This is a genomic window from Desertimonas flava, assembly GCF_003426815.1.
Classification (GTDB): Bacteria; Actinomycetota; Acidimicrobiia; order Acidimicrobiales; family Ilumatobacteraceae; genus Desertimonas; species Desertimonas flava.
In genome coordinates this window covers 134,053-155,635 of record NZ_QKYK01000005.1, presented here as the reverse complement: position 1 = coordinate 155,635, position 21,583 = coordinate 134,053, and the positions used below count along the sequence as shown (strand labels likewise).

Annotated in this window: 17 protein-coding genes; 13 read left to right on the top strand and 4 right to left on the bottom strand. The window is 69.0% G+C overall.

Going from position 1 to position 21,583, the window contains the following annotated elements:
- Nucleotide 1 precedes the first annotated feature (1 nt).
- On the bottom strand, nucleotides 2-1,150 hold the full coding sequence (locus tag DN771_RS08640; RefSeq protein ID WP_116996961.1) for an amidohydrolase family protein: 1,149 nt from the start codon (nucleotides 1,148-1,150) through the stop codon (nucleotides 2-4).
- 98 nt (nucleotides 1,151-1,248) lie between these two features.
- Nucleotides 1,249-3,675: a CaiB/BaiF CoA transferase family protein gene (locus DN771_RS08635; protein WP_162941723.1), complete on the bottom strand. Its 2,427-nt coding sequence runs from the start codon at nucleotides 3,673-3,675 to the stop codon at nucleotides 1,249-1,251.
- Nucleotides 3,676-3,854: 179 nt separating this feature from the next.
- Between DN771_RS08635 and DN771_RS08630 the strand changes: the two genes are divergently transcribed.
- Complete coding sequence (locus DN771_RS08630; protein WP_116997040.1) at nucleotides 3,855-4,166, top strand: hypothetical protein; 312 nt, start codon at nucleotides 3,855-3,857, stop codon at nucleotides 4,164-4,166.
- Nucleotides 4,167-4,216: 50 nt separating this feature from the next.
- Here DN771_RS08630 and DN771_RS08625 read toward each other — a convergent pair whose 3' ends face one another.
- Complete coding sequence (locus tag DN771_RS08625; RefSeq protein WP_116996959.1) at nucleotides 4,217-5,743, bottom strand: class I adenylate-forming enzyme family protein; 1,527 nt, start codon at nucleotides 5,741-5,743, stop codon at nucleotides 4,217-4,219.
- A gap of 5 nt (nucleotides 5,744-5,748) precedes the next feature.
- A complete protein-coding gene (locus DN771_RS29410; protein WP_162941722.1) occupies nucleotides 5,749-5,955 on the bottom strand; it encodes a hypothetical protein in 207 nt (68 codons plus the stop codon).
- Between DN771_RS29410 and DN771_RS08620 the strand changes: the two genes are divergently transcribed.
- The 12 genes from DN771_RS08620 (at nucleotide 5,939) to DN771_RS08570 (ending at nucleotide 21,583) form a co-directional block, all read left to right on the top strand.
- Entirely contained in the window at nucleotides 5,939-6,979 is a 1,041-nt protein-coding gene (locus DN771_RS08620) for a substrate-binding domain-containing protein (protein ID WP_162941721.1), read from the top strand. The two genes, DN771_RS29410 and DN771_RS08620, sit on opposite strands and share 17 nt — an antisense overlap.
- Complete coding sequence (locus tag DN771_RS08615; protein ID WP_116996957.1) at nucleotides 6,976-8,688, top strand: ABC transporter permease; 1,713 nt, start codon at nucleotides 6,976-6,978, stop codon at nucleotides 8,686-8,688. The genes DN771_RS08620 and DN771_RS08615 overlap by 4 nt, the downstream gene beginning before the upstream one ends.
- Nucleotides 8,688-9,557: an LLM class F420-dependent oxidoreductase gene (locus tag DN771_RS08610; RefSeq protein ID WP_116996956.1), complete on the top strand. Its 870-nt coding sequence runs from the start codon at nucleotides 8,688-8,690 to the stop codon at nucleotides 9,555-9,557. Before DN771_RS08615 ends, DN771_RS08610 begins: the two co-directional genes overlap by 1 nt.
- Nucleotides 9,558-9,581: 24 nt before the next feature.
- Nucleotides 9,582-12,032, top strand: a complete 2,451-nt coding sequence (locus tag DN771_RS08605; protein ID WP_116996955.1) for a CaiB/BaiF CoA transferase family protein — start codon at nucleotides 9,582-9,584, stop codon at nucleotides 12,030-12,032.
- A gap of 46 nt (nucleotides 12,033-12,078) precedes the next feature.
- The gene (locus tag DN771_RS08600) at nucleotides 12,079-14,442 is read left to right on the top strand and encodes a CaiB/BaiF CoA-transferase family protein (protein ID WP_116996954.1); all 2,364 of its coding nucleotides are present in this window, start codon (nucleotides 12,079-12,081) and stop codon (nucleotides 14,440-14,442) included.
- A complete protein-coding gene (locus tag DN771_RS29405; protein WP_162941720.1) occupies nucleotides 14,435-14,590 on the top strand; it encodes a hypothetical protein in 156 nt (51 codons plus the stop codon). Before DN771_RS08600 ends, DN771_RS29405 begins: the two co-directional genes overlap by 8 nt.
- Nucleotides 14,591-14,730: 140 nt before the next feature.
- Complete coding sequence (locus DN771_RS08595; protein WP_191912120.1) at nucleotides 14,731-15,291, top strand: nuclear transport factor 2 family protein; 561 nt, start codon at nucleotides 14,731-14,733, stop codon at nucleotides 15,289-15,291.
- A gap of 73 nt (nucleotides 15,292-15,364) precedes the next feature.
- Nucleotides 15,365-16,510, top strand: a complete 1,146-nt coding sequence (locus tag DN771_RS08590) for an ABC transporter substrate-binding protein (RefSeq protein WP_116996952.1) — start codon at nucleotides 15,365-15,367, stop codon at nucleotides 16,508-16,510.
- Nucleotides 16,511-16,512: 2 nt separating this feature from the next.
- Nucleotides 16,513-17,610 (top strand): ABC transporter substrate-binding protein, encoded by a 1,098-nt coding sequence (locus DN771_RS08585; RefSeq protein ID WP_162941718.1) that lies wholly within the window; start codon nucleotides 16,513-16,515, stop codon nucleotides 17,608-17,610.
- 13 nt (nucleotides 17,611-17,623) lie between these two features.
- Complete coding sequence (locus tag DN771_RS08580; protein ID WP_116996950.1) at nucleotides 17,624-19,381, top strand: ABC transporter permease; 1,758 nt, start codon at nucleotides 17,624-17,626, stop codon at nucleotides 19,379-19,381.
- 25 nt (nucleotides 19,382-19,406) lie between these two features.
- On the top strand, nucleotides 19,407-20,438 hold the full coding sequence (locus DN771_RS08575; protein ID WP_116996949.1) for a TIGR03619 family F420-dependent LLM class oxidoreductase: 1,032 nt from the start codon (nucleotides 19,407-19,409) through the stop codon (nucleotides 20,436-20,438).
- Nucleotides 20,435-21,583, top strand: a complete 1,149-nt coding sequence (locus DN771_RS08570) for a thiolase family protein (RefSeq protein WP_116996948.1) — start codon at nucleotides 20,435-20,437, stop codon at nucleotides 21,581-21,583. The genes DN771_RS08575 and DN771_RS08570 overlap by 4 nt, the downstream gene beginning before the upstream one ends.

Below are 21,583 nucleotides of genomic sequence, written 5' to 3'. Positions count from 1 at the left end.
GTCAGGCCGGCACCGTCGCCAGGGCCGGATCGGCCATCTTCCACCCGAAGACCCGCTCGGCGTTGCCGTGGGTGATCGCCTCGATCTCCTCAGGTGAGCATCCGGCTTCGTCGAAGACCTCCTGGGCGGACCGCTGACTCTCGGGCCACACCGTGTCGGTGTGCGGGTAGTCGCACTCCCACATGATCTTGTCGACGCCGATGTCGTCGCGGTACTTGAGGCAGATCGGTTCCTCGATCATGCAGAGGTACATGTTCTGGCGGAAGATCTCCGAGGGCAGCACGTCGTCGAAGCCGCTGTAGGACTTGTGGCGGAGCCACATGCGGTCGGCCCGTTCGAGGGCGTTGGGCAGCCAGCCGATGCCTCCCTCGGAGAACACGAACTTGAGCTTGGGGAAGAGCCGGCACACGGGGCTCATCATCAGATTGACCGACGACTGCATCGAGCCGACCTGGAGGAGTGAATAGCTGAGCGCGGAGGGCGCATCGGGCGACGGAACGGGGATCTGACCGCTGGTGCCGATGTGTAGGCAGAGGGTGAGATCGCGCTCCTCGGTCGCCCGCCAGATCGGATTCCAGTAAGGGTCCCAGTACGAGGGCAGCCCGACGGGGACGCCGTTCTCCGGAAACGAGATCGCGACAGCGCCGTTGTCGGCGCAGCGGTGGATCTCGCGCGCCGCTGCTGCTGGATCCCACAGCGGCAGGATCACGGTCGGAACGAACAAGCCGCGCGGTCCGGAAGGACACCACTCCTCGATGACGAAGTCGTTGTACGCGCGTACACAGGCGGCGGCGAGTTCCTTGTCCTGAAACGTGAGGAAGAGCGTGCCGGCGAACTTCGGCAGGGTCGGGAAGAGCACCGACGCGAGGATGCCGTCGGCGAGCATGTCCTCGGCTCGCCGCTTGGGGTCGTAGCAGGCGGCGCGCATCTCGTCGAAGCGGATCGGGTCGGGGTTGAGCTGGTCGCGCGGCCGGCCGACGACGGCGTTGAGACCCATCGTCTCGCCGCGTGTGTTCTCGTACACCCAGAACTCGCGTCCGTCCTCCGCGATGACGTGCGGCGCCACCGCCTTGTACTTCGATGGCACGCGGTCCTGCCAGACGTCGGCGTGCTCGATGATGTGGTCGTCGGCGCTGAAGAGCCGGAGCATGTCAGTCCCCCTCCGTGTGAGTCCCCTCGGACCGGGCGGCCCGATCAGCGATCGTACGTGGCGCCGCTGGCGTGAATCAAGTGTCGTACTATAATGATCTAGCGAATTGGGCCGAGGGGGGACGGACCGTCACCCGGCGCGCCTATGCGCACCGCGCCCGTCGAGTCGAGACGGTCGATCTCCGACGCGTCGAGGCCGAGCTCGGCGAGCACATCCCGGGTGTGCTCGCCGAGCATCGGGGCGCGGCTGCGGTCCGGCCGCCCGTGCACCTCGGTGTGCACGACGTGGGCGACCACCGCGATCGGTCCATGAACCGGATGCTCGTGGTGGGCGGTGCGCATGGACTGTCGCATCTCGGGGTCGTGGAACAGTCCGTCCGCGAGCCACGACGTCTCGGCGACGAGCTCGGAGGGCACGCCCGACTCAGCGAGGACGTCGTGCCACTCGGCGGCGAGGCGCTCGGTGAAGCGATACGCCAACGCCGAACCCAATGGCCCCGCCACCGGCGCGTCGGAACGGATGGCCCCGTCCGGGAGGCGGGCGAGCTCATCGGCAGGCAGCACCGTTGCGGCGAGGGCCCGGACCTGGTCGTCCAGCACGCACGTGACGCAGATCCACTCGTCCAGGCATTGGTAGATGCGGTAACCGGCCGACCATCCGAGCAGTTCGCCGTCGAGGCGGGGGATCACACTGTGGTACTCGCCGGCTCGCTTGAAGTACTCGGACGTGGTGAGCACGGACGAGTGGAGCTGAGGGCCTTCCACCACCTGCGAGCGACCTGTGCGCTCCCGGTGGATCAGTCCGAGCAGGACCGCCGATCCACCCACCAATCCGTTGTAGTAGTCCTCGTTGCCGAATGTGCCGTGCGGGCGGTTCCCCACTCCCGCGCCGATGGCGAACGTGCCGACGAATCCCGAGAGCAGCGGAGCGAAGCTCTGCAGCATCGACTTCGGGCCGGACGACCCGTAGCCAGGGGCGTAGTGGTACACGGCCTGGGGGTTGATCGCCTGCACGCTGGCGGCATCGATGCCCAGTCGCTCCGCGGCGCCGGGCCGCAGATTGTGTTGGACGACATCCGCCCACCGGATCAGCAGCTCGACGAGTCGACCGGCGTCCGGATGCTTGAGGTCGGCCGCGATCGCTCGCTTGCCGCGATTCGCCCCCTCGAACATCTCCGGGAGCGGCCGCATCGGATCGCCGTCGACCCCCTCGACCTTGATCACCTCGGCACCGAGATCGGAGAGCAGGCGGTCGCCGTACGGGGCGGCGAAGAACGTCGCGAACTCGAGGATCCGCACGCCGTGCAACGGCGTCGGCAGGTCCACGCCGTCGATGGTCGGCTCGAGGCCAGGCGCGATCCATCCGTCCCGGCGCAACGCCGCGCCGTCGGCGTCGGTGACGGGGGCCGGTGAGGTCACGTGCCCGGGGGTTTCCGACAGCAGAATGGCCGGGCCGACCACTTCGATGGGCCCGAGGTCGGGGTCGTCGAGGGCCACGACGATTCCGGCGTGGCGGATCTGATCGTCGTCGAGTGCCTCACCGGGCTCGCCGACGGGTAGCGCGGCGACCTGGTTGGCCCACAGACGCTCGAGCCACTCCTCGCGAGGACGCGACCGCATGATGTCGGGAAGCTTCGTCGCCAGCACGTCCAGGTCGCGGTCGGTCAGCAAGCTGGACATCTGCACGCTGCCTTCCGTCTTGGAGACCTCGCCGTCGAGGCCGAAGACCTCCATCGCTCGGTCGAAGGCTCCGGCGGCACCGGTGTGCACCTGGATCAGCCGGCCGTCGGAGCACTCGAACATGCGGAGGAGCAAGCGCTTGTGGCCGAAGCGAAGGTCACCCGTCGAGCTCTTCTCGTCGATCGACTTGGCGAGGGCGGGGGCGTCCCAGTTCATCGTGTAGAGGGCCAGCGCACCGTCGAGGAGTGAGACGTCGACGTGCTCGCCGGCACCGCCGACGATGCGTGCCCGAACGGCGGCCAGTGTCCCGATCGACGCGAGGAATGCCGTGGCGTAGTCGATGCCGGGGTGTCCGAGGAAGATCGGCCCCTCGCGAGCGCCCGCCCACTCCGACATCACTCCCAGCCGGGCGGCCACTGCGGCGTCGAAGCCGAGGTCGTCGCGCCTCGACCCACTCTGGCCATAGGCAGAGATCGAGGTGTAGACGACATCGGCGTTGACGCCTGCGACGTCGGCGTACCCGAGGCCGATCAAGGCCAGTGCGCCCGGCCGCCGGTCCTCGAGCACCACGTCGGCCGTCGCGGCAAGGCCGGCGACCACGTCCCGGTCGGCGGTCGCGGCGAGGTCGGCGGCCATCGAGCGCTTTCCCCGGTTCCAGAGGCTGTGTCCGCCGGACCGGCGCAAGGGCGTGCCCCTCGGGCTCTCGACCATCACCACTTCGGCGCCGTAGTCGGCGAGCATCATCGAGACCAGGGCGCCGGGCATGCCCCGCGTGAGGTCGAGCACCCGTATCCCTTCGAGCGGGCGCCCGTTCGCGGTGCTGTCCTCGTCCGCTGTACTCGCCACCGATGTCCCCCTGGGTCATGAATCAGAACAATTCGATAGCTAATATAGCGTATCCGCCTCGAGGTGACCGGGACGGACCGACCCCGCGGGCGGGCTACCCAGTACCGTGGTGTTCGATCCGGGCGGGCGTCTCGCGCGCCCACCCATCACAATCCATCTCTCTCACGAGGAGCGTGTCGATGTCCGTTCAGCTCAAGCCGGGGGCCCGGATCTACAGCACCGTCGATGCGGGCGAGTTCATCACGGTCAAGGCCCCGGCCGATCCGGTCGACGTGACGATCGGTGGCGCTGCCGTGGGGCTGGCCCCAGCTGACGGCTCGGCCGGCGAGCCGGCCGTCGGGCACGACGGTGGAGCGGCGATCGGCAAGCGCTACACCGACGCCGACGGCACGCTGGAACTGCTGTGCACCAAGGCCGGAGTGGGTGTGCCGGCGCTCGGGGGTGTGGTGTTGGAGCTGAAGGGCGCCAAGCCTCTCCCGGCGTCCGACTGACCCGACACCGTCGGCGTCACCGTTGCCCGCAGGCGAGATGCGTCTGGGGCTCAGGCGCTCGTCGCTGTGGTGGCCTGCTCGGTGAGTTCGCTCCGCAGTACCCGCCGCAGGAGCTTGCCGGTCTCGTTGTAGGGCAGCTCGGTGCGGAACTCGACGAACTCGGGCGACTTGGTGGAGCGCAGCTGCTCGCGAACGAATGCCTGCAGTTCCGCCGCGTCCGGGCGCGGAGTGCCGGGCACGATGACCGCGGCGATCGTCTCCCCCCATTCGGTGGACGGCACGCCGAAGACCGCGACGTCGTCGACCCCCGGGTGGGTTCGCAGGACGTCCTCGATCTCTCCGGGGGAGATGTTCTCGCCGCCGCGGACGATCACGTCGTCGAGCCGTCCGTGAACGTACAGATAACCGGCCTCGTCCAGCAGGCCGCTGTCGTTGGTGGGGAACCAACCATCGGTGGCCCGCGACTCGCGGCCGAGGTACTCGCCCGACACCTGATCGCCGCGGACCCAGATCTCACCCTGCTGGCCGGCGGGCACCGGCTCGCCGGACTCGTCGCGGATCGACACTTCGATCGCTGGGCTCGGTCTCCCGACGGAACCGAGACGGGCGCGCACCGCCGGATCGCTGGATGCCAGCGCTTCGCGGTGGTCGTCGGGGGTGAGGACGGCGATCGTCGAACTGGTCTCGGTGAGCCCGTAGGCATTCACGAAATCCACATCGGGCAGTGTGGCCACGGCCCGTTCGATCACGTCGACGGGCATGCGGCCGCCGCCGTAGGACAAGTGCCGCAACGTGGGGATGCCGCCACGCCCGGCGGCGATCCTGTTGTCCAACTCGTCGAGCACGCGGCCGAGCATCGTCGGCACGACCATTGCGTGAGTGACGGATTGCTCGGCGATCGCGTCGAGCCAGCCCGCGGGCGTGAAGTTGGCGAGGTAGGCGATGCGGCGGCCCGTGAACGACGAGGACACGATGGCCGAGATCCCCGCGATGTGGTACGGCGGCACGCTGACGAGCCCGGCCTCGTCGGGGTCGGCGCCGCCGAACTCGAGTGTGGTGAACACGTACGAAGCGAGGTGGCTGTGACGGAGCACGGCGGCCTTCGGTTCGCCGGTGGTGCCCGACGTGAACAGCAACACCCCGATCGCGTCGGGGTCGGGGACGGCATCGAACTCGCCGCCGTCACCGCGCTCGGCGATCGAGAGCAGCTCGGATGTCGGCACGATCGTCAGCCCGTCGACGCCGGACAACCGGTCGACGATGTCGTCGTCGACGACGGCGATCGCCGGCGCCGCCCGCTCGGCGATACGGCGCAGCTCGGGGTCGGTGAGGCGGTAGTTGAGCGGAGTGAACGCGGCGCCAGCGAGGGCGCTGGCGAACAGCGTGTAGGGCACGGCGCGGGAGTTGAGCCCGAGGAACACCACCCGTTCGGGCGGTGTCGCCTCGCTCCATGCGCGGGCGAGCGACCTCGCGCCGTCACGGAGTTGGGCAAAGGTGGTCGCGCCCGACGAATCGGTGACCGCGACCCGGTCACCCATGGCGTCGGCCGACATGTCGAGCAGGACGGAAAGGTGCATGCGACTCAGAGTCTGGCCGACGCGTGGACCGCTTGACCAGCCCCGGCCACCGCCGTGACCGGGAGCGCCAGGACGGCGTCCAGCGGAATCCGTTGGATGATGGTCATCAGGCCTTGACCGGCGTCACACCGACTGGTAAACATCCTGATGAATTCGAGATCTGAGGGGGATTCGATCATGGTTCGTTCTGCACGCATGAAGATGTCATTCATCGCCGGCGTCCTCATGGTGGCGTCGACGGCCGTCGCCGCCGGCGGTCACGTCGGGGCTGGCACCGATGCCAGCGGCGGGGCGGGGACCGACACCACTGGCGCAGACTGGGATGCCGTCGTGGCGGCGGCCAACGAAGAGGGCTCGGTCACGCTCTACACGGCGCAGGGCCTGGATCAAGCGAACAACCTCAAGGAAGCGTTCGAGGCCGAGTATCCGGACATCACGCTGGAGATCGTTCGGGACATCTCGTCCAACCTGATCCCCAAGATCGAGGCCGAGCGTCAGACCGGCCGCGGGATCGCCGACGTGTACGTGTCCGCCGACACGGTCTGGTGGGAGACGAACGCCGCCGACGGGACCATCATCCCGATCATCGGGCCGTCTTTCGACGACCCCGACTACGACCCGGCCCTGATCCACGCCGACACCTACTTCGAGGCGTCGGCGGTCGTGTTCGGGTTCGGGTGGAACACCGACGACGTCCCGGACGGGCTCACCTCGATGACCGACGTCATCAACCCCGAGTTCGAGGGCAAGATCGGCGTCGTCGAACCGTCACTGGAGGCACTCGTCGACTTCTGGAAGTACCTCGAAGAGCAGTACGGAGAGGACTTCGTCACCGATCTCGCCGACCTGAACCCGCGCGTCTATCCAGGCGCCGGACCGCTGCGGGAGGCACTCGCCTCCGGGGAGATCTCGGTCAGCACCTACAACTCCCCGATGCCCGACCTCGAGGCCCAGGGAGCGCCGGTGGCATGGGAGATCCCCGAGACGGCCTGGGGCGCGCGCTTCTACGGTGGCATCATCGACTCCGCACCGCACCCCAACGCGGCCCAGGTCCTCTCCGACTTCATCGTCTCGAGGCCGGGGCAGGAGTCGCTGGTCTTCAACGAGTCGGTGGCCGTGCTCCCCGACGTTGCGGGCACCGGTGCCGAGATCGCCGACATCCGCATCGCGCCGGAGTACACGGCCGAGGAGATCACCGAGTACCAGGAGTACTGGCGGGATCTCTTCCAGTCATGACGGCGGCGACGGTGAGGGTGGGCGCGCCGCGTCGCGGCGCGCGCCTGTCGTGGCCATCGTGGGTGTCGCGGCTCGCCCTGCCACTCCTGTTCACGGCCGCGCTGGTCTTCCTCGTCGTCATGCCGCTGTGGCGGATCCAGGCCGTGGCGCTGGAGAACGACGCCCAGGGCTACCGCACGGCGTTCGGCGCATCGACGTTCGGCGAGACGCTCCGCCGGACGATCCTGCTCGCCCTCGGTTCGCTGGTGATCGGCATGGTGCTCGGCACGGGCCTCGCCTGGGCGGCGACGAGGGTGTCGCACCGGTGGCGCATCCTGGCCACCATCCCGATCGTCCCGATCGTGGTGCCTGCCGTGGCCAACATCACCGGCTGGGTCTTCATGCTGTCGCCAGGGCCCGGCTACCTCAACGCCGTCCTGCGCAAGCTGCCGTGGTGGAGCGATCTGCGATCGGGCCCGGTCGACATCTACACGCTGCCGTGGATCGTCATCCTCACCGGACTCGGTCTCACGGCGTTCGTCTACCTCTTCGTGAGCGCCGGGCTGCGCAACGTCAACGGCGAGCTGATCGAAGCCGCGGTGGCGAGCGGTTCGTCGAGCACGGCAGCGTTCTTCCGGATCACGCTGCCCCTGTTGCGTCCCGTGCTCGTCTACGGCGGTGGCGTGGCCCTGCTGCTCGGGCTCGGCCAGTTCACCGCGCCGCTGTTGCTCGGTCGCAATGCCGGGATCAACGTACTCACCACCGACATCTACCGATCTGTCTCACAGAGCCCCATCGACTACTCCGCGGCCGCCGCCATCGGTTCACCGTTGATCGTCATCGGACTGTGCGTCGTGGTCGTCCAGCGCATCTCGCTCGGTGATCAGCGCCGTTTCATCACGCACGGCGGCAAGTCGTTCCGCACCCAGGCGCGCCCGTCCAAGCTGGCGGCCGCCGCCCTGATCACGTACGGGGCGCTGGCCACGCTGCTGCCCGTGGGCGCCCTCGTCATCGTCGCCCTCTCCCCGTTCTGGAGCGAGACGATCCAATGGAGCGAGATGACGCTCGACAACTTCCGGAGGATCTTCGAGGAGGGGCAGGTCGTCGACGCCATCCGGACGAGCCTCGTGGTGTCCCTGGTCGCGGTGGCGATCGCCCTCCCCGTGGGATTCATCGCGTCGTCGCTGCTGCTCCGGTCGAAGATCCCGCGTTGGCACCGCACGATCCTCGATCTCATCGTCGCCCTTCCGCTCGGGATCCCCGCCGTCGTCTTCGGCGCGGCCTTCCTCCTGCACTACACGCGCGAGCCGCTCGTGCTCTACGGGAGCCGCTGGGTGGTGATCCTCGTGTACCTCACCCTGATGCTCCCGTTCACCACGCGGATGCAGATGTCGGGAATGGTGGCCCTGGGCGACGCGTACATCGAGGCGTCGCGCGTCAGCGGCGCAAGCGCGATGAGGACCAACGTGAAGATCCTGCTGCCGCTGATGCGGGGAACGCTCGGCGGGGCCGCCGCCCTGATGTTCGTGCTGCTGACCCACGAGTTCACGGCGTCGTTGCTCGTTCGGTCCTCGACCATGCAGACGATGGGGACGTCGCTCTACGACTTCTGGTCGAACGGCTTCTACCCGGAGGTCGCCGCGATCGCCCTCGTCATGACGGCTGTGACGCTCGTCGGTGTCGTCGCCGCCGTGATGATCGGCGGCAGTGACGCGCTGACCAAGCTCTGATGGAGGCGCCGTCAGGCCGGCGGGTCGAGTTCGGGCTCACCGTCTTCAGCACCGACGAATCGGCAGACCCGAGCCAGCTGGCGATCGCCGCCGAGCAAGCCGGATTCGCCCTCTTGCTGTTTCCGGATCACACGCACATCCCCGTCGAGAGGCGGTCACCGTATCCCGGCGGCGGCGAGATGCCGGCGTTCTACCGCCGCACCCACGACCCGCTCGTCGCCTGCAGCTGGGCCCTCGCCGCCACCCGGCAGTTGCGCGTCGGCATCGGGGTCTGCCTCGTGCCGGCCCGCGATCCGATCATCTTGGCCAAGCAGGTCGCCAGCGTCGATCACCTGTCGGGTGGGCGCTTCGTGCTCGGCGTCGGTGCCGGGTGGAACGCCGAGGAGATCGCCGACCACGGCGTGGAACCGGCACGCCGGTGGGATGTGATGCGCGAGCGGGTTCTCGCGATGCAGGCCATCTGGGCCGGCGACGAGGCCGAGTTCCACGGTGCCCATGTCGACTTCGGCCCGATGTGGTCGTGGCCGAAGCCGGCCCAACGGCCCCGGCCGACGATCATGGTCGGTGGTCACGGCGACGGCGTGATCGACCGTGTCGTCGAGTACGGCGACGAGTGGCTGGTGATGCCGTCGCCGGGCCGGCCGGCGTTGCGCGACCGGATCCGGCTGCTCCACGAGCGGGCGAGTGCGGCCGGGCGGCGCCGGCCGGCGGTCTCGTGCCAGCTGTACGGCGCGATCCGCTCCGAGTTGGTCGACAAGTTGGCGGACAGTGGGGTCGGGCGAATCGACCTCTCGGTCGCCCACGGCAGTGCCGAGCAGATGATCGACGAGATCGGTCGGCTCGGGGAGACGATCGCGGCGCTCGGCTGAGCGGCTGCGGGAACGGAGCGATCCATGAACGGCATCCTCGACGGCGTACGCGTCCTCGACCTCAGTCGCGGCACGTCCGGGCCGATGACGGCGATGCTGCTGTCCGATCACGGTGCCGACGTGGTGCGCGTCGAGCAGCCTGGGGGGGACGGCTTCGAGCACTGGCCCGGCTACGCGGTGTGGAACCGGGGCAAGCGCCGGGTGACCCTGGATCTGAGAACGATGTCGGGTCGCGACGACCTGCTCGCCATGGCCGCCGATGCCGACGTCCTTCTCGAGACGTACCGGCCAGGGGTGACGTCGCGTCTCGGCATCGACTTCGACACGGTTCATGCCGTCAACGACAGCCTCGTCTACGCCACGGTCACCGGCTACGGCAGCGACACTCCCGATGCGATGCGTCCCGGCATCGACTGGCTCGTCAGCGCGCGCTGCGGGCTGCAATGGGACCAGGGCGGCTGGTACGGGACCCGCGCCGACCACATCCTCGGCACCGATCTGGCCGACCCGGGCTTCGAGGTGCCGGACGGGGCTGTCCAGACCGCCGGGCGCGACGGACCGATCTTCCTCGCCATGCCGTGGACGAGCATCGGCGCGACGTTCCTCACGGTCACCGCAATCAGCGCAGGACTCTTCGTTCGTGAGCGGACTGGGCGCGGCCAGCACGTCGAGACGTCGCTCGTGCAAGCGGCGATCATGGCCAACGCGATGGGCTGGCAACGCCCGGAGCGGATGCACCCGAGCTACCGCCTGTGGTACTTCGACAAGCGAGCGCCCAAGGGCATCTTCCGGGCCGGTGACGGCAAGTGGTTGCACCAGTTCGCGCCGATCGACCACGACTTCATCCGGGCCAACGCAGCGGGGGCCGAGCCCGCCACGTCGACGTCAGGCCCCGGGGCCGTTCGTCCCCAGGTCGGCGGCGCCGGGACGTACGAGGAGAGCGTCCGGTTTCAGGCGCTCGCCCACCCCGAGACCGCCCGGGCGATCGCCACGCGCGGTCGCGACGAGTGGATCGACATCTTCTGGTCGGCCGGCCGTGCCGCGCAACCGATCCTGTCGGCGGAGGAAGGCCTGCTCGACGCGCCGCTCGAGAAGGAGGGCGTGATCGTCGAGCTCGACGACCCCGAGCTCGGACCGATCCGTCAGGTGGGTCACGTGTACGGGTTCGACGGCATCGACAGCCCGGCGATCCGTCCGCGGCGCCTCGAGACCGTGACCACCGCCGATGTGGTGTCGTCGTGGCCCGCACGCGAAAGGCACACCGAGCCAACGGCGGCGTTGCCCTCGGCGCCGTTGGAAGGCGTGGTCGTCCTCGACTTCGGATTGGCGATCGCCGGCCCGTACGGCGCTCAGGTGCTCGCCGATCTCGGCGCCACCGTGATCAAGGTGACGCCCATCGACTTCGACCTCACCGACGCGATCTACGTCGGCTCCAGCCATGGCAAGCTCGGCGTGGCGATCGATCTCAAGGATCCGCGTGGACTGGAGGTGGCTCGACGATTGATCGCCACCGCCGACGTGGTCCACCACAACATGCGCACGGGTGCCGCCGAACGCCTGAAGATCGGCTACGAACAGGCGCGGGCGATCCGGCCGGACATCGTGTACTGCCACACTCGCGGGTTCGAGCGAGATGGTCCCCGTACCTCACTGCCGGGCAACGACCAGATGGGTCAGGCGCTCAGCGGTACCGAGTACGAGGCCGGTGGGACGCACCACGGCGGGGCGCCGATCTGGGGGATGCTCGGCTTCGGCGACACGGCCAACGGGATCCTCTCGGCGAACGCCGTCATCCAAGCACTGCGTCATCGCGACCGGACCGGTGAGGGCGGGTTCGTGCACACCTCGATCCTCAACGTCTCGATGCTCTTCAACAGTTACACCTACGCCCGCCCGGACGGATCCGGCCCGGACCGACGGCGCGTCGACGCGTTGCAATACGGGTTCTCCGCCATCCAGCGCCTGTACGAGACGGCCGAGGGATGGCTGTGTGTGTTCGCCCGCGACGATCAGGAGTGGGCGGCGCTCGCCGGTGCGCTCGGGCGGGCCGAGCTCGGTGCCGACCCTCGGTTCGCGTCCGCGGCGGGCCGTGCATCGAACGACGCCGAGCTCGCCGCGGCGTTGGAGGCGGCGTTCAGGGAGCGCTCGGCCGCGGAGTGGTTCGGGCGTCTCGACGATGCCGGCGTGCCCTGCGAGGTGGCGTCCTCGACGTTCGCCCGCGAGACCTTCGACGACCCCGAGATGTACCGGCGCGGATGGGTGATCGCCAACGATCACGAGCACCTGGGCCGGGTGGAACAGGTGGGGATGCCGTTCTCGTTCTCGGCGACGTCTGCGCAGAACCGGGCCGGCTCGCCGGTCACCGGCCAGCACAGCCGAGCGGTGCTGGCCGGCATCGGCTACTCCCCGACGGAGATCGACGAACTGGTCGCGGCCGGTGTCGTGGCTGTGGCGGACACGGTGGCCGACGTCTGACCGGCGCTTGACCAGTCCGCCGCAAATCTCGTAATCTTCTAAACAAATGAACGAGATGGGTGACATGATCGGGCCGCTCGACGGGGTGACCGTCTTCGACACGACACGCGACGTCCAGGGGGCCATCACGTCGATGCTCTTCGCCGACTACGGGGCGCGCGTCGTGAAGCTCGAACCCCGTGGCCCACGCGATGAACCACAGTGGGCCGCGGTCGCCCGCCGGGCGTGGGACCGCAACAAGCTGAGCATCCACCTCGACCCGTCGACGGAGGACGGTGTCGCCACGCTGCGGCGCGTGCTCCCTCTGGCCGACGTGCTGATCACGTCGGCGCACGGTCCCGATGCGCGGCGTCCGGGGCTCGACGACGAGACGCTGGCGGCCGAGTTCCCCAAGGTGGTGCGCTGCGTGCTGAGCGGATACGGGACCGATGGGCCGCACGCCGATCGGCCGGCGATCGAGTCGCTCGTCGCCGCCCGCTGGGGGATGATGGGTGAGCAGCGCGGACATCGTCCCGGCCCGAAGTTCCTCGGCCATCCCAACGTCCTGTACGGCACGGGGCTGCTCGCCGCCATCGGCAGCCTGGCTGCGCTCCACGCTCGCCGCAGCAGCGGGCTCGGCCAGCGCGTCGATGTCTCACTGCTCGACTCGGTCCTCGCGCAGAGTCCGATGAACTGGTGGTGGAACGAGACCGGGGCGTCCTACCTCGCTCGTTCGGGAACCGACGAGGGATTCGGCCGGAGTCGCATCCTGCTCGGGCTCTTCCAGGGTTCCGACGACGAGTACCTGATGCTCCACTCTGGTGGGGAGGGCGGCTTCAAACGTGTGATGGATCTCTTCGGGCTGGGCGACGGCATCGCCACCGTGGTCGGACAGGCCGAGATGGGGGTGCCGCTCGACGATGGTGAGTTGGAACTCGTCGGCCGCGTTCCCGAGGTGTTGCGCACGCGTCCGCGCGACGAGTGGGTCGAGCTGCTCCACGCCGCCGACATCGCCGCCGTGGCCGTCCACCGCCCGGGTGAGCCGCTGTTCGACGACCAGGTGGAGTTCGCCGGCCTGTGCGTGGAGATCGACGACCCCGATCTGGGGCGGCTCCGGCAGGTCGGCCCGCCGATCCGGTTCACGGGAGTCGGCGCCGTCCCGTCCGCGCCGGCGCCCGCTCCCGGGGCCGACGATCAACGTCTCGGTGCGCTCGAGGCCGAAGCAGCTGCGGTCATGACCCCTCTCGCGGCCACGGAGCCGCCGTCGCCGGACGGTCCGCTGGCCGGGATCAAGGTCGTCGACTTCGCCAGCTTCTTCGCCACCGCCTACGGATCGAAGATCCTGTCCGACCTCGGCGCGGATGTCATCAAGATCGAGCCGCTCGCCGGCGACCCGATGCGACCCCTCCCCGATCCCTTCGAGGCGTCGCAGCGCGGCAAGCGCAGCCTCTGCATCGACCTCAAGTCACCCGTCGGGAGGCGGGTCGCCCACGAGCTCGTGCGGCGTGCCGATGTCGTCATGCACAACCTCCGTCCGGGGAAGGCGGAACGGCTCGGACTCGGCGCCGACGAGTTGCGTGCCATCAACCCCGGACTCATCTACTGCTACCTGCCCGGGTGGGGTTCGAAAGGCCCCAAGGCCCACCTCAAGAGCTTCGCCCCGCTGCTGTCCGGGTTCTGCGGGCTCCTCTACGAGGGAGCCGGTGCTGGCAACCCGCCCGTGCGAGGGGTGATGGGCAACGAGGACTACTACAACGGCTTCCTCGGTGCCCTGGGCGTGGTCCTCGCCCTCCGGCAACGGGATCGCACCGGCACGGGGATGTATCTCGAGAGCCCGCAGCTCCATTCGGCCCTGTTCGCGACCACCCATGAGTTCGTCGACGCCGATGGACAGCTCGTTCCGGGCATCCAGCTCGACAGCACCCAGACCGGATTCTCCGCGACGTACCGGATCTACGAGGTCTCCGACGGCTGGGTCGCCGTCGCCTGCGTGACCGACGCGCACCGCCGGGCACTCGCCGTGGTGGCCGGTCTCGATGCCGGCGAGCTCGACGACGAGAAGGCCGCCGTGCTCCTCCAGGAGCGGTTCGCTGCGGAGGCGAGCGATGCGCTGCTGGCGCGCCTCGAGGCCGAGGGCGTGCCGTGCGAACGCGTGGTCGAGTCGCCCTACATGCCTGACTTCCTGTGGGACGAGTGGGGTGTGGAGAGTGGCCGCATCTTCGAGCAGCACCATGCCCAGCACGGCTGGATCCGCGAGGTCGGCACGACCATCCACCTGTCGGCGCAGCCCGCTCGCAACAAGGGGCCGGGCCCACTGCTCGGTGAGCACACGAGAGAGATCCTCGGCGAGGTCGGGCTCACCGACGACGAGATCGACGAGCTGGTCGGCACGGTGGTGAAGGTGGCCGATCGAGGAGGAGACGATGTCTGAGATCGAGAACAACCAGGTCGGCAAGCGCTATCGCTGCGAGCAGTGCGGCCTCGGCGTGATGTGTGCCAAGGCCGGACCCGGCCGGTTCACCTGCCATCACCGGCCGATGGTCATGGTCAGCACCAAGCCGTTGCCGTCGACGGACTGAGAGAGAGGGGGCACGGAGATGGACGAGACGGATCCCGAGGCCACGGAGCGCAAAGGGCCGGAGAAGGTCGGAACGCGACTGCGTTGCGCCGAGTGCGGCTCGGAGTTGATCGTCGTCACCGCCGGCGAGAGTCTCCTGTCGTGCTGCGGTCGCGCCCTGGTGCCGGTCCAGCCGCCCAGCCGATGAACGCCTCACCGCAAGCGCTGGCGGATCGGTTGGAGATCACCGACATCCTCGTGCGCTACGGCGAGGGGCTCGACCGACGCGATCTCGACGCAGTGCGGGGCTGCTTCACCGCCGACGTGCGCGCGGAGTACGCCGGAGTGGTGCTGGCACCGGGCGTCGACGCGCTGATCGATCACGTGTCGGTCGTGTCGACGTTCGCCGGATCGATGCACCTCGTCGGCAACGTCGTCGCCGACGTGGATGGCGAGACACCGCGGAGCACGTGTCGGTGCGTCGCCTACGTGCTGCGCGACACCGGCGAGGGGGTCCGCATGTTCATGCGCGGCCTCACCTATCAGGACCGGTGGGCGCGGACGCCGGCCGGCCTCCGCATCGACCGCAGGCGGCACATCCCGGAGTGGTCGGTGGAGGCGCCGGTCGAGCTGTTCACGGCGTCGCACCGTGTTGCCGGTCCCGGCGCGAAATCATTGTATTCATCTGAAGAAATCATTGACTCGTCGATTCGACGGTCGTAACGTCCATCGCGGTAACAGGCGCTCGACGGCCGATTGGGTCGCATCAGCGAAGCACCTCGTCCCAGGGGGAAACATGACATCACGCACAGTTCGTACGCCGCTCGTCGCGGGTATCGCCGGGGCGTTCGCGCTCGCGGCGTTCACCGGGGCCAGCGGCTCATCCGCGGCGACGGAGCCCGACGAATCCGCCGGAACCGAGGCCGTCGAATCGTCCGACGGTCCGGTCGGGAGCGACGCCGGGACGCCGACCTCCGAAGGTGGCGCCGCCGGTGCCGGCGTGTCGCAAGAGGAGTGGCAGGGCATCGTCGATGCCGCCAACGAGGAGGGATCGGTCACCGTGTACTCGGTGATGCTTCCGAACCAGAACGAGGCCCTGGAGGCCGGCTTCGAGGAGACGTACCCCGACATCGACATGGAGGTCGTGCGGATCACCGGCGGCGACATGGAGGCTCGTCTCGACGCCGAGCGGGAGACGAACGCCGAGGGTGCCGACGTCGGCGCCCACATCAACTACCAGTGGGTCGTGGACGCGGCCGCAGCGGGCGACCTCGTCGAGATGGTCGGCCCTGAGGCGCGCGGTCCGGACTGGGAGGGCACACCATGGAACGTCGACGGGCTCTACCAGTACTCGGCCTTCCAGATCCTCGGCATCGGATGCAACACCGATCTCGTCGAGACGTGCCCGACCTCGTACGCCGACGTCCTCGACCCCGAGTACGACGGTCTGATCGGAGCGGTCGAACCCGGCCACCAGGTCCTGATGGACTTCTGGGTGTTCCTCGCCGACCAGCTCGGTGAGGACGGCATGGAGGCGCTCCGCGATCTGAACCCCGTGTTTTACGCCTCGGCCGTGCCGGCTCAGCAAGGCCTGGCTGCCGGCGAGACCGCCATCACGACCTACGCCACCGCTCAGCTGCAGGACGATGCCGACGCGGGGGCGCCGGTCGAGTTCGTCGTCCCGACGCCCGCCTGGTCGCCGCCGATCCTGTCGTACATCGTCGGATGGGCCAAGCATCCCAACGCGGCCCAGCTCGTTCTCGACTACATGGCCAGCCGTGAGGGCCAGACAGCGATCGCCATCAACGGCGCCAGTGCCCTGCCGGACATCGAGGGAACCCTCGCCGACATCGACGACATCCAGCCGCTCGACGTCGAGCAGAACACCGCCGAGTGGGCGGCACCACTGCAGGACGAGTGGCGAGACTTCTTCGGTCGCTGATGATGAACCGCACCCTTCGCACCCGCCGACGGCGGCCACAGATCCTCGCGGTGGCGACGTCCACCCTTGCCGCCGCCCTCGCCGCGGGCGCCTCAGCATCGGCCGGCTCCGAGCCGCCGGCCGACACGGCGTCGGAGAGCTCGCCCTCCGGCAGCGCCGGCGCCTCGGAGGAGGAGTGGCAGGGCATCGTCGATGCCGCCAACGAGGAGGGATCGGTCACCGTGTACTCGGTGATGCTCCCGAACCAGAACGAGGCCCTCGAGGCCGGCTTCGAGGAGACCTACCCCGACATCGACATGGAAGTGATCCGGGTTCTCGGTGAGATGGACTCGAAGCTCGACGCCGAGCGGGAGACGAACGCCGAGGGCGCGGACGTCGGCGCTCACGTCAACTACCAGTGGGTGATCGACGCGGCCGAGAGCGGCGATCTGACCGAGATGGTGGGCCCAGAAGCTCGCGGTCCGAACTGGGAGGGGACACCGTGGAACGTCGACGGGCTGTACCAGTACTCGGCGTTCCAACTCCTCGGGATCGGATGCAACACCGATCTCGCCGAGACCTGCCCCACCTCGTACGAGGAGACGCTGTCACCGGAGTTCGAAGACCTGATCGGTGTCGTCGATCCCGGTTCGCCGGTGGTGACGAACTTCGCGGTCTTCCTCCAGGAGCAGCTCGGGGAAGCGGGAATGGAGGAGCTCCGGGACCTGTCGCCGGTGTTCTACGACACGGCCGTGCCGGCCCAGCAGGGGTTGGCCGCGGGGGAGGTGGCGATCACGCTCTACGCGACGGCGCAGCTCCGCGCCGACGCCGACGCCGGCGCTCCGGTCGAGTTCATCGTGCCGACGCCAGCATGGTCGCCCCCGGTCCTGTCGTACATCCTCGGATGGGCGCAACATCCCAACGCCGCCCAGCTCGTGCTCGACTACATGGCGACGCCGGAGGGCCAGGCGGCGATCGCCATCAACGGTGCCAGCGCGCTTCCCGGTATCGAGGGCACGCTCGCGGACATCGAAGACGTGCAGCCGGTCGACATCTCGCTGGTGACGGCGGAGTGGGCGGCTCCCCATCAGGCCGAGTGGCAGGACTTCTTCGGTCGTTGACCGGACGGCTGCGATGAGCACCGACGCCCTGAGCCCGAACCGCCCGGTCCCGACGCCGGGCATCCCGGGCCGCCTGTTCGGCCGACGCGGTCTGCTGACCAGCAGCACGCGCTCCGGCCGGCGGGCGGGCAACGTGCTCATCCTGCTGTTCCTCGTCCCGGTCGGCTACCTGGTGCTGACACCTCTGATCCGGCTGCAGCAACTGGCACTCGAGGACGGTGCACGGGGCTACGACGCGGCGGCCGACGTCCGCAACCTGGGCAAGGTCCTCCTGACGACGGTGGGCCTCGCCGTCGGCTCGCTCGTCATCGCGCTCGTGCTCGGCACGGCGCTCGCGTGGTTCAGCTCGCGGCTGCCGCGACGCTGGCAGTGGATGGGCGTGCTCCCGATCCTGCCGATCGTGATGCCCGCCGTCGCCTTCGTCACGGGATGGGCATTCCTCCTCTCGCCACGGGCCGGCTACATCAACCACGTCCTGCGGCGGCTGCCCTGGTGGAGCGACCTGCGATCAGGCCCCGTCGACGTCTACACGCCTACATGGATCATCATCCTCACCGGGTTCGGGCTCACCTCGTTCATCTACGTCTTCATGCGCGCCGGGATGAGGCGGCTCAGCTACGAGCTGACGGAGGCAGCCTTCGTCAGCGGAGCGACGTCGCGCCGGGCGTTCTTCACCGTGGTCCTGCCGCTGTTGCGGCCCTCGTTCGTGTACGGCGGCTCGATCGCCTTGCTGCTGGGCCTCGGGCAGTTCACCGGGCCGTTGCTGCTCGGTCAGGCCCATAACGTCCGGGTGCTGACGACCGAGATCTATCGGTTCACGTCGGAATCGCCCATCGACCACGGCGTCGCCGCCGCGCTGGCGTCGCCGCTGCTCGTCGTCGGCCTCGTCGTGGTGCTCGTGCAGCGGATGCTGCTGTCGAACCAGGACCGCTTCGTGACCGATGTCGGCAAGGGGTCCGGCACCGAGGTGCGCACGTCGAGAACCGCACCCGTGTGGCTCGGTCTGTACGGCCTCCTCGCCGTGGTCCTGCCGTTCCTGGCCATCGTGTTCGTGTCGCTCTCCAAGTACTGGCGCGGCTCGCTCGACTTCTCGGGGATGTCCTTGGACAACTTCCGGGTCATCCGCGACACGCCCGTCGCCATGCAGTCGATCCGCACCAGCCTGGTGGCCGCCACCGGTGGCGTGCTCATCAGCCTGCCCGTCGGTTACCTCGCCGCCGAGATCATCTACCGCAAGCGCGGTGGCCGGGTCACTCGGACCGTCACCGACTTCCTCGTCAACCTGCCCCTCGGCATTCCGGGGGTCGTCTTCGGTGCCGGGTTCCTGTTCACCTACACGAGGGAGCCATTCGTCCTGTACGGCAAGACGATCGTCATCATCCTCGTCTACGTGACGTTGATGCTGCCGTTCACCACCCGGATGCAGCTCGCCGCCCGCTACGGGCTCGGGGACTCGTTCGAGGCCGCGGCCCGTGTCTCCGGCGCCGGTGCGATCCGGACCCACCTGACCATCGTCATCCCGATGATCCGGGGGTCGCTGTCGGGCGCAGCCGCCTTGATGTTCGTGCTGCTGTCGCACGAGTTCGCCGCGTCGTTGCTCGTCAAGTCGACGCGCACGCACCTGATGGGAACCGCGCTCTACGACTTCTGGGTCAGCAGCTCGTACACGGTCACGGCGGCGATGGCCGTGGTGATGTGCATCGTCACGACGATCGGCGTCGGCGTGGCCGTGAGATTCGGTGGCGGCACCCAGACGCTGGACAAGCTGTGACTCGGGGTGCGCCGCCACCGTGGTGATGGACATCGGGGTACGTGTGCCCTGCTATCGGGGGTGGTGCCGGCGCAGCGAGGCCGAGTCGATCGCCGTGCAGGCCGAGGAGACCGGGTTCGCGTCGTTGTGGGTCCAGGACCACCTCGTCGCCCCCGTCGGCACGCCGGACGCGACCTCGGTGCGCGGGCTCAGCACGTGGATGAGTGACGGACCGGCGTCTGCGCCGCCGCCGGCCAAGACGATCGCCGAGTACTACGCGGGTGACGACTGGTGGATCGACCCGTACGCGATGTGGGGGTTCCTCGCCGGCATCACCCGCCGCGTGAGGCTCGCCAGCGACATCCTGGTGATCCCCTACCGCCACCCGGTGGTACAGGCCAAGCTCATCGGGTCGCTCGACGTGCTGTCGGGCGGGCGGATGATCATCGGTACCGGCTCGGGGCACGTACCGGCCGAGGCCGAGGCGCTCGACGTCGACTTCGCGGCGCGGGCCCGTCTGCACGACGAATACCTGCGGATCATCGTGGCGATGCTGTCGAACGAGGAGGTCGCCTTCGACGGCGAGTTCCACCGCTTCGGGCCCTTGCGGACGATGATCCGCCCGGTGCAGCAACCGCACCCACCGATCTGGGTGGGCGGCAACGGGCGCCGGGCGATCCGCCGTGCGGTCGAGCTCGGCCAGGGCTGGCTGCCCTCCGTCGTGGAACCCGACGCCCTGGCGCGCGGGATCGACGAGCTGCACCGACTGGCCGAGGAGCACGGTCGATCCGACGTCCCGACGATCGCCGTGTCGATGCCGAGCCTGATCCGGCTCGCCGACCCCGCCGCGCCGCCGAGCCGACGCCCACCCCTCACAGCCGAACAGACCGTCGGCGTGCTCCAGCGCTACGCCGACCTCGGGGTGGCCCACGTGTCGCTCGCCTTTCCCACGCCCAGCGCCGCCGTGTACCTGCGCCAGATGGAGCTGTTCGCCGAACAGGTCCTGCCGGCGTTCACGCGGCCTTCCGTCGTGCCGGTCGACCCGGCCGCACACGAATCCACGAGGAGCTCCCCATGACCATCGCCATCGTCGGCGTCGGCGAGACCGACTACACGTTCCGCGACGAGCGGCCGGTCGGCACGATGGTGCTCGACGCCGTGCACCGGGCACTCGCCGATGCCGGGCTCCGACCCGAGGACGTCGACGGCTTCGTGAGCGAGTCGTACTCCACGGTCCGCAGCGCTCCGGTGGACGAGATCTCCCAACGCCTCGGGGTGAAGGACCGCACGTTCAGCGCCCAGATGTCGCTCGCCGGTTCGGGCATCGTGGGCGCTCCCCAGCTCGCCCGGCTGGCGATCGAGGCCGGACTCGCGTCGACGGTGGTGGCGTACTACGGCATCAACCTCAGCCAGGGCGTCGGCGGCCCGTACGCGTTTCACGCCCATGACGCCTCGAAGGTCGCCTTCGAGATGCCGTTCGGGTACTACGGCCAACCCGTCTACTTCGCCGCCATCGCCGAGCGTTATCGCCACGAGTACGGTCTCCGGCCCGAGGAGTTGGGGGCGATCGCCACGTCGACCCGCCAGCACGCGATGCGCACGCCGAACGCGCTGAAGCGCGATCCGCTGACGATCGACGACTACCTCGGCGACACGATGATCGCCGACCCGTTGCGGAAGCTGGACTGCTGCCTCGTCAACGACGGCGCGATCGCTTACGTCATGACGAGCCTCGAGCGGGCGCGGGATCTCGCCAAGCCCCCGGTCGTCGTGTCGGGGGTGGGCTTCGGCGCGAAGAACGTCACGCAGGCGCAGTACTTCACCCAGAGCGCCGATCTGCTCACTTCGGCGGCGTCGATCTCAGCACCCCGCGCCTACGCCGACGCCGGGCTCGGGCCGTCCGACGTGGACTTCGCCGAGATCTACGACTGCTTCACGATCTCGATGCTGATCCAGATGGAGGACGCCGGGCTGGCGCCGAAGGGCCAGGGTGCCGCGTTCGCGGCGACCGGCGCGATCGCTCCGGGAGGCTCGATGCCGGTGAACACTCACGGCGGGTTGCTGTCGCAGTCGTACCTCGTCGGGGGCAACCACGTGGTCGAGGCCGTACGACAGCTCCGTCACGAGCGGGGCGAGGCCCAGGTCCCCGGGGCGGAGGTCGGGCTCGTCGCCGGACTCGGTTCGATGGACCACTCAACGCTCGTGCTCACGAAGGACCGCTGA

Coding starts and splice junctions, on each gene's coding strand:
- DN771_RS08580 (WP_116996950.1), top strand. CDS start 17,624: ATGAGCACCGACGCCCTGAGCCCGAACCGCCCGGTCCCGACGCCGGGC.
- DN771_RS08620 (WP_162941721.1), top strand. CDS start 5,939: ATGAAGATGTCATTCATCGCCGGCGTCCTCATGGTGGCGTCGACGGCC.
- DN771_RS08600 (WP_116996954.1), top strand. CDS start 12,079: ATGAACGAGATGGGTGACATGATCGGGCCGCTCGACGGGGTGACCGTC.
- DN771_RS08590 (WP_116996952.1), top strand. CDS start 15,365: ATGACATCACGCACAGTTCGTACGCCGCTCGTCGCGGGTATCGCCGGG.
- DN771_RS08615 (WP_116996957.1), top strand. CDS start 6,976: ATGACGGCGGCGACGGTGAGGGTGGGCGCGCCGCGTCGCGGCGCGCGC.
- DN771_RS08640 (WP_116996961.1), bottom strand. CDS start 1,150: ATGCTCCGGCTCTTCAGCGCCGACGACCACATCATCGAGCACGCCGAC.
- DN771_RS29410 (WP_162941722.1), bottom strand. CDS start 5,955: ATGAATGACATCTTCATGCGTGCAGAACGAACCATGATCGAATCCCCC.
- DN771_RS08610 (WP_116996956.1), top strand. CDS start 8,688: ATGGAGGCGCCGTCAGGCCGGCGGGTCGAGTTCGGGCTCACCGTCTTC.
- DN771_RS08575 (WP_116996949.1), top strand. CDS start 19,407: ATGGACATCGGGGTACGTGTGCCCTGCTATCGGGGGTGGTGCCGGCGC.
- DN771_RS08625 (WP_116996959.1), bottom strand. CDS start 5,743: ATGCACCTTTCCGTCCTGCTCGACATGTCGGCCGACGCCATGGGTGAC.
- DN771_RS29405 (WP_162941720.1), top strand. CDS start 14,435: ATGTCTGAGATCGAGAACAACCAGGTCGGCAAGCGCTATCGCTGCGAG.
- DN771_RS08585 (WP_162941718.1), top strand. CDS start 16,513: ATGAACCGCACCCTTCGCACCCGCCGACGGCGGCCACAGATCCTCGCG.
- DN771_RS08570 (WP_116996948.1), top strand. CDS start 20,435: ATGACCATCGCCATCGTCGGCGTCGGCGAGACCGACTACACGTTCCGC.
- DN771_RS08630 (WP_116997040.1), top strand. CDS start 3,855: ATGTCCGTTCAGCTCAAGCCGGGGGCCCGGATCTACAGCACCGTCGAT.
- DN771_RS08605 (WP_116996955.1), top strand. CDS start 9,582: ATGAACGGCATCCTCGACGGCGTACGCGTCCTCGACCTCAGTCGCGGC.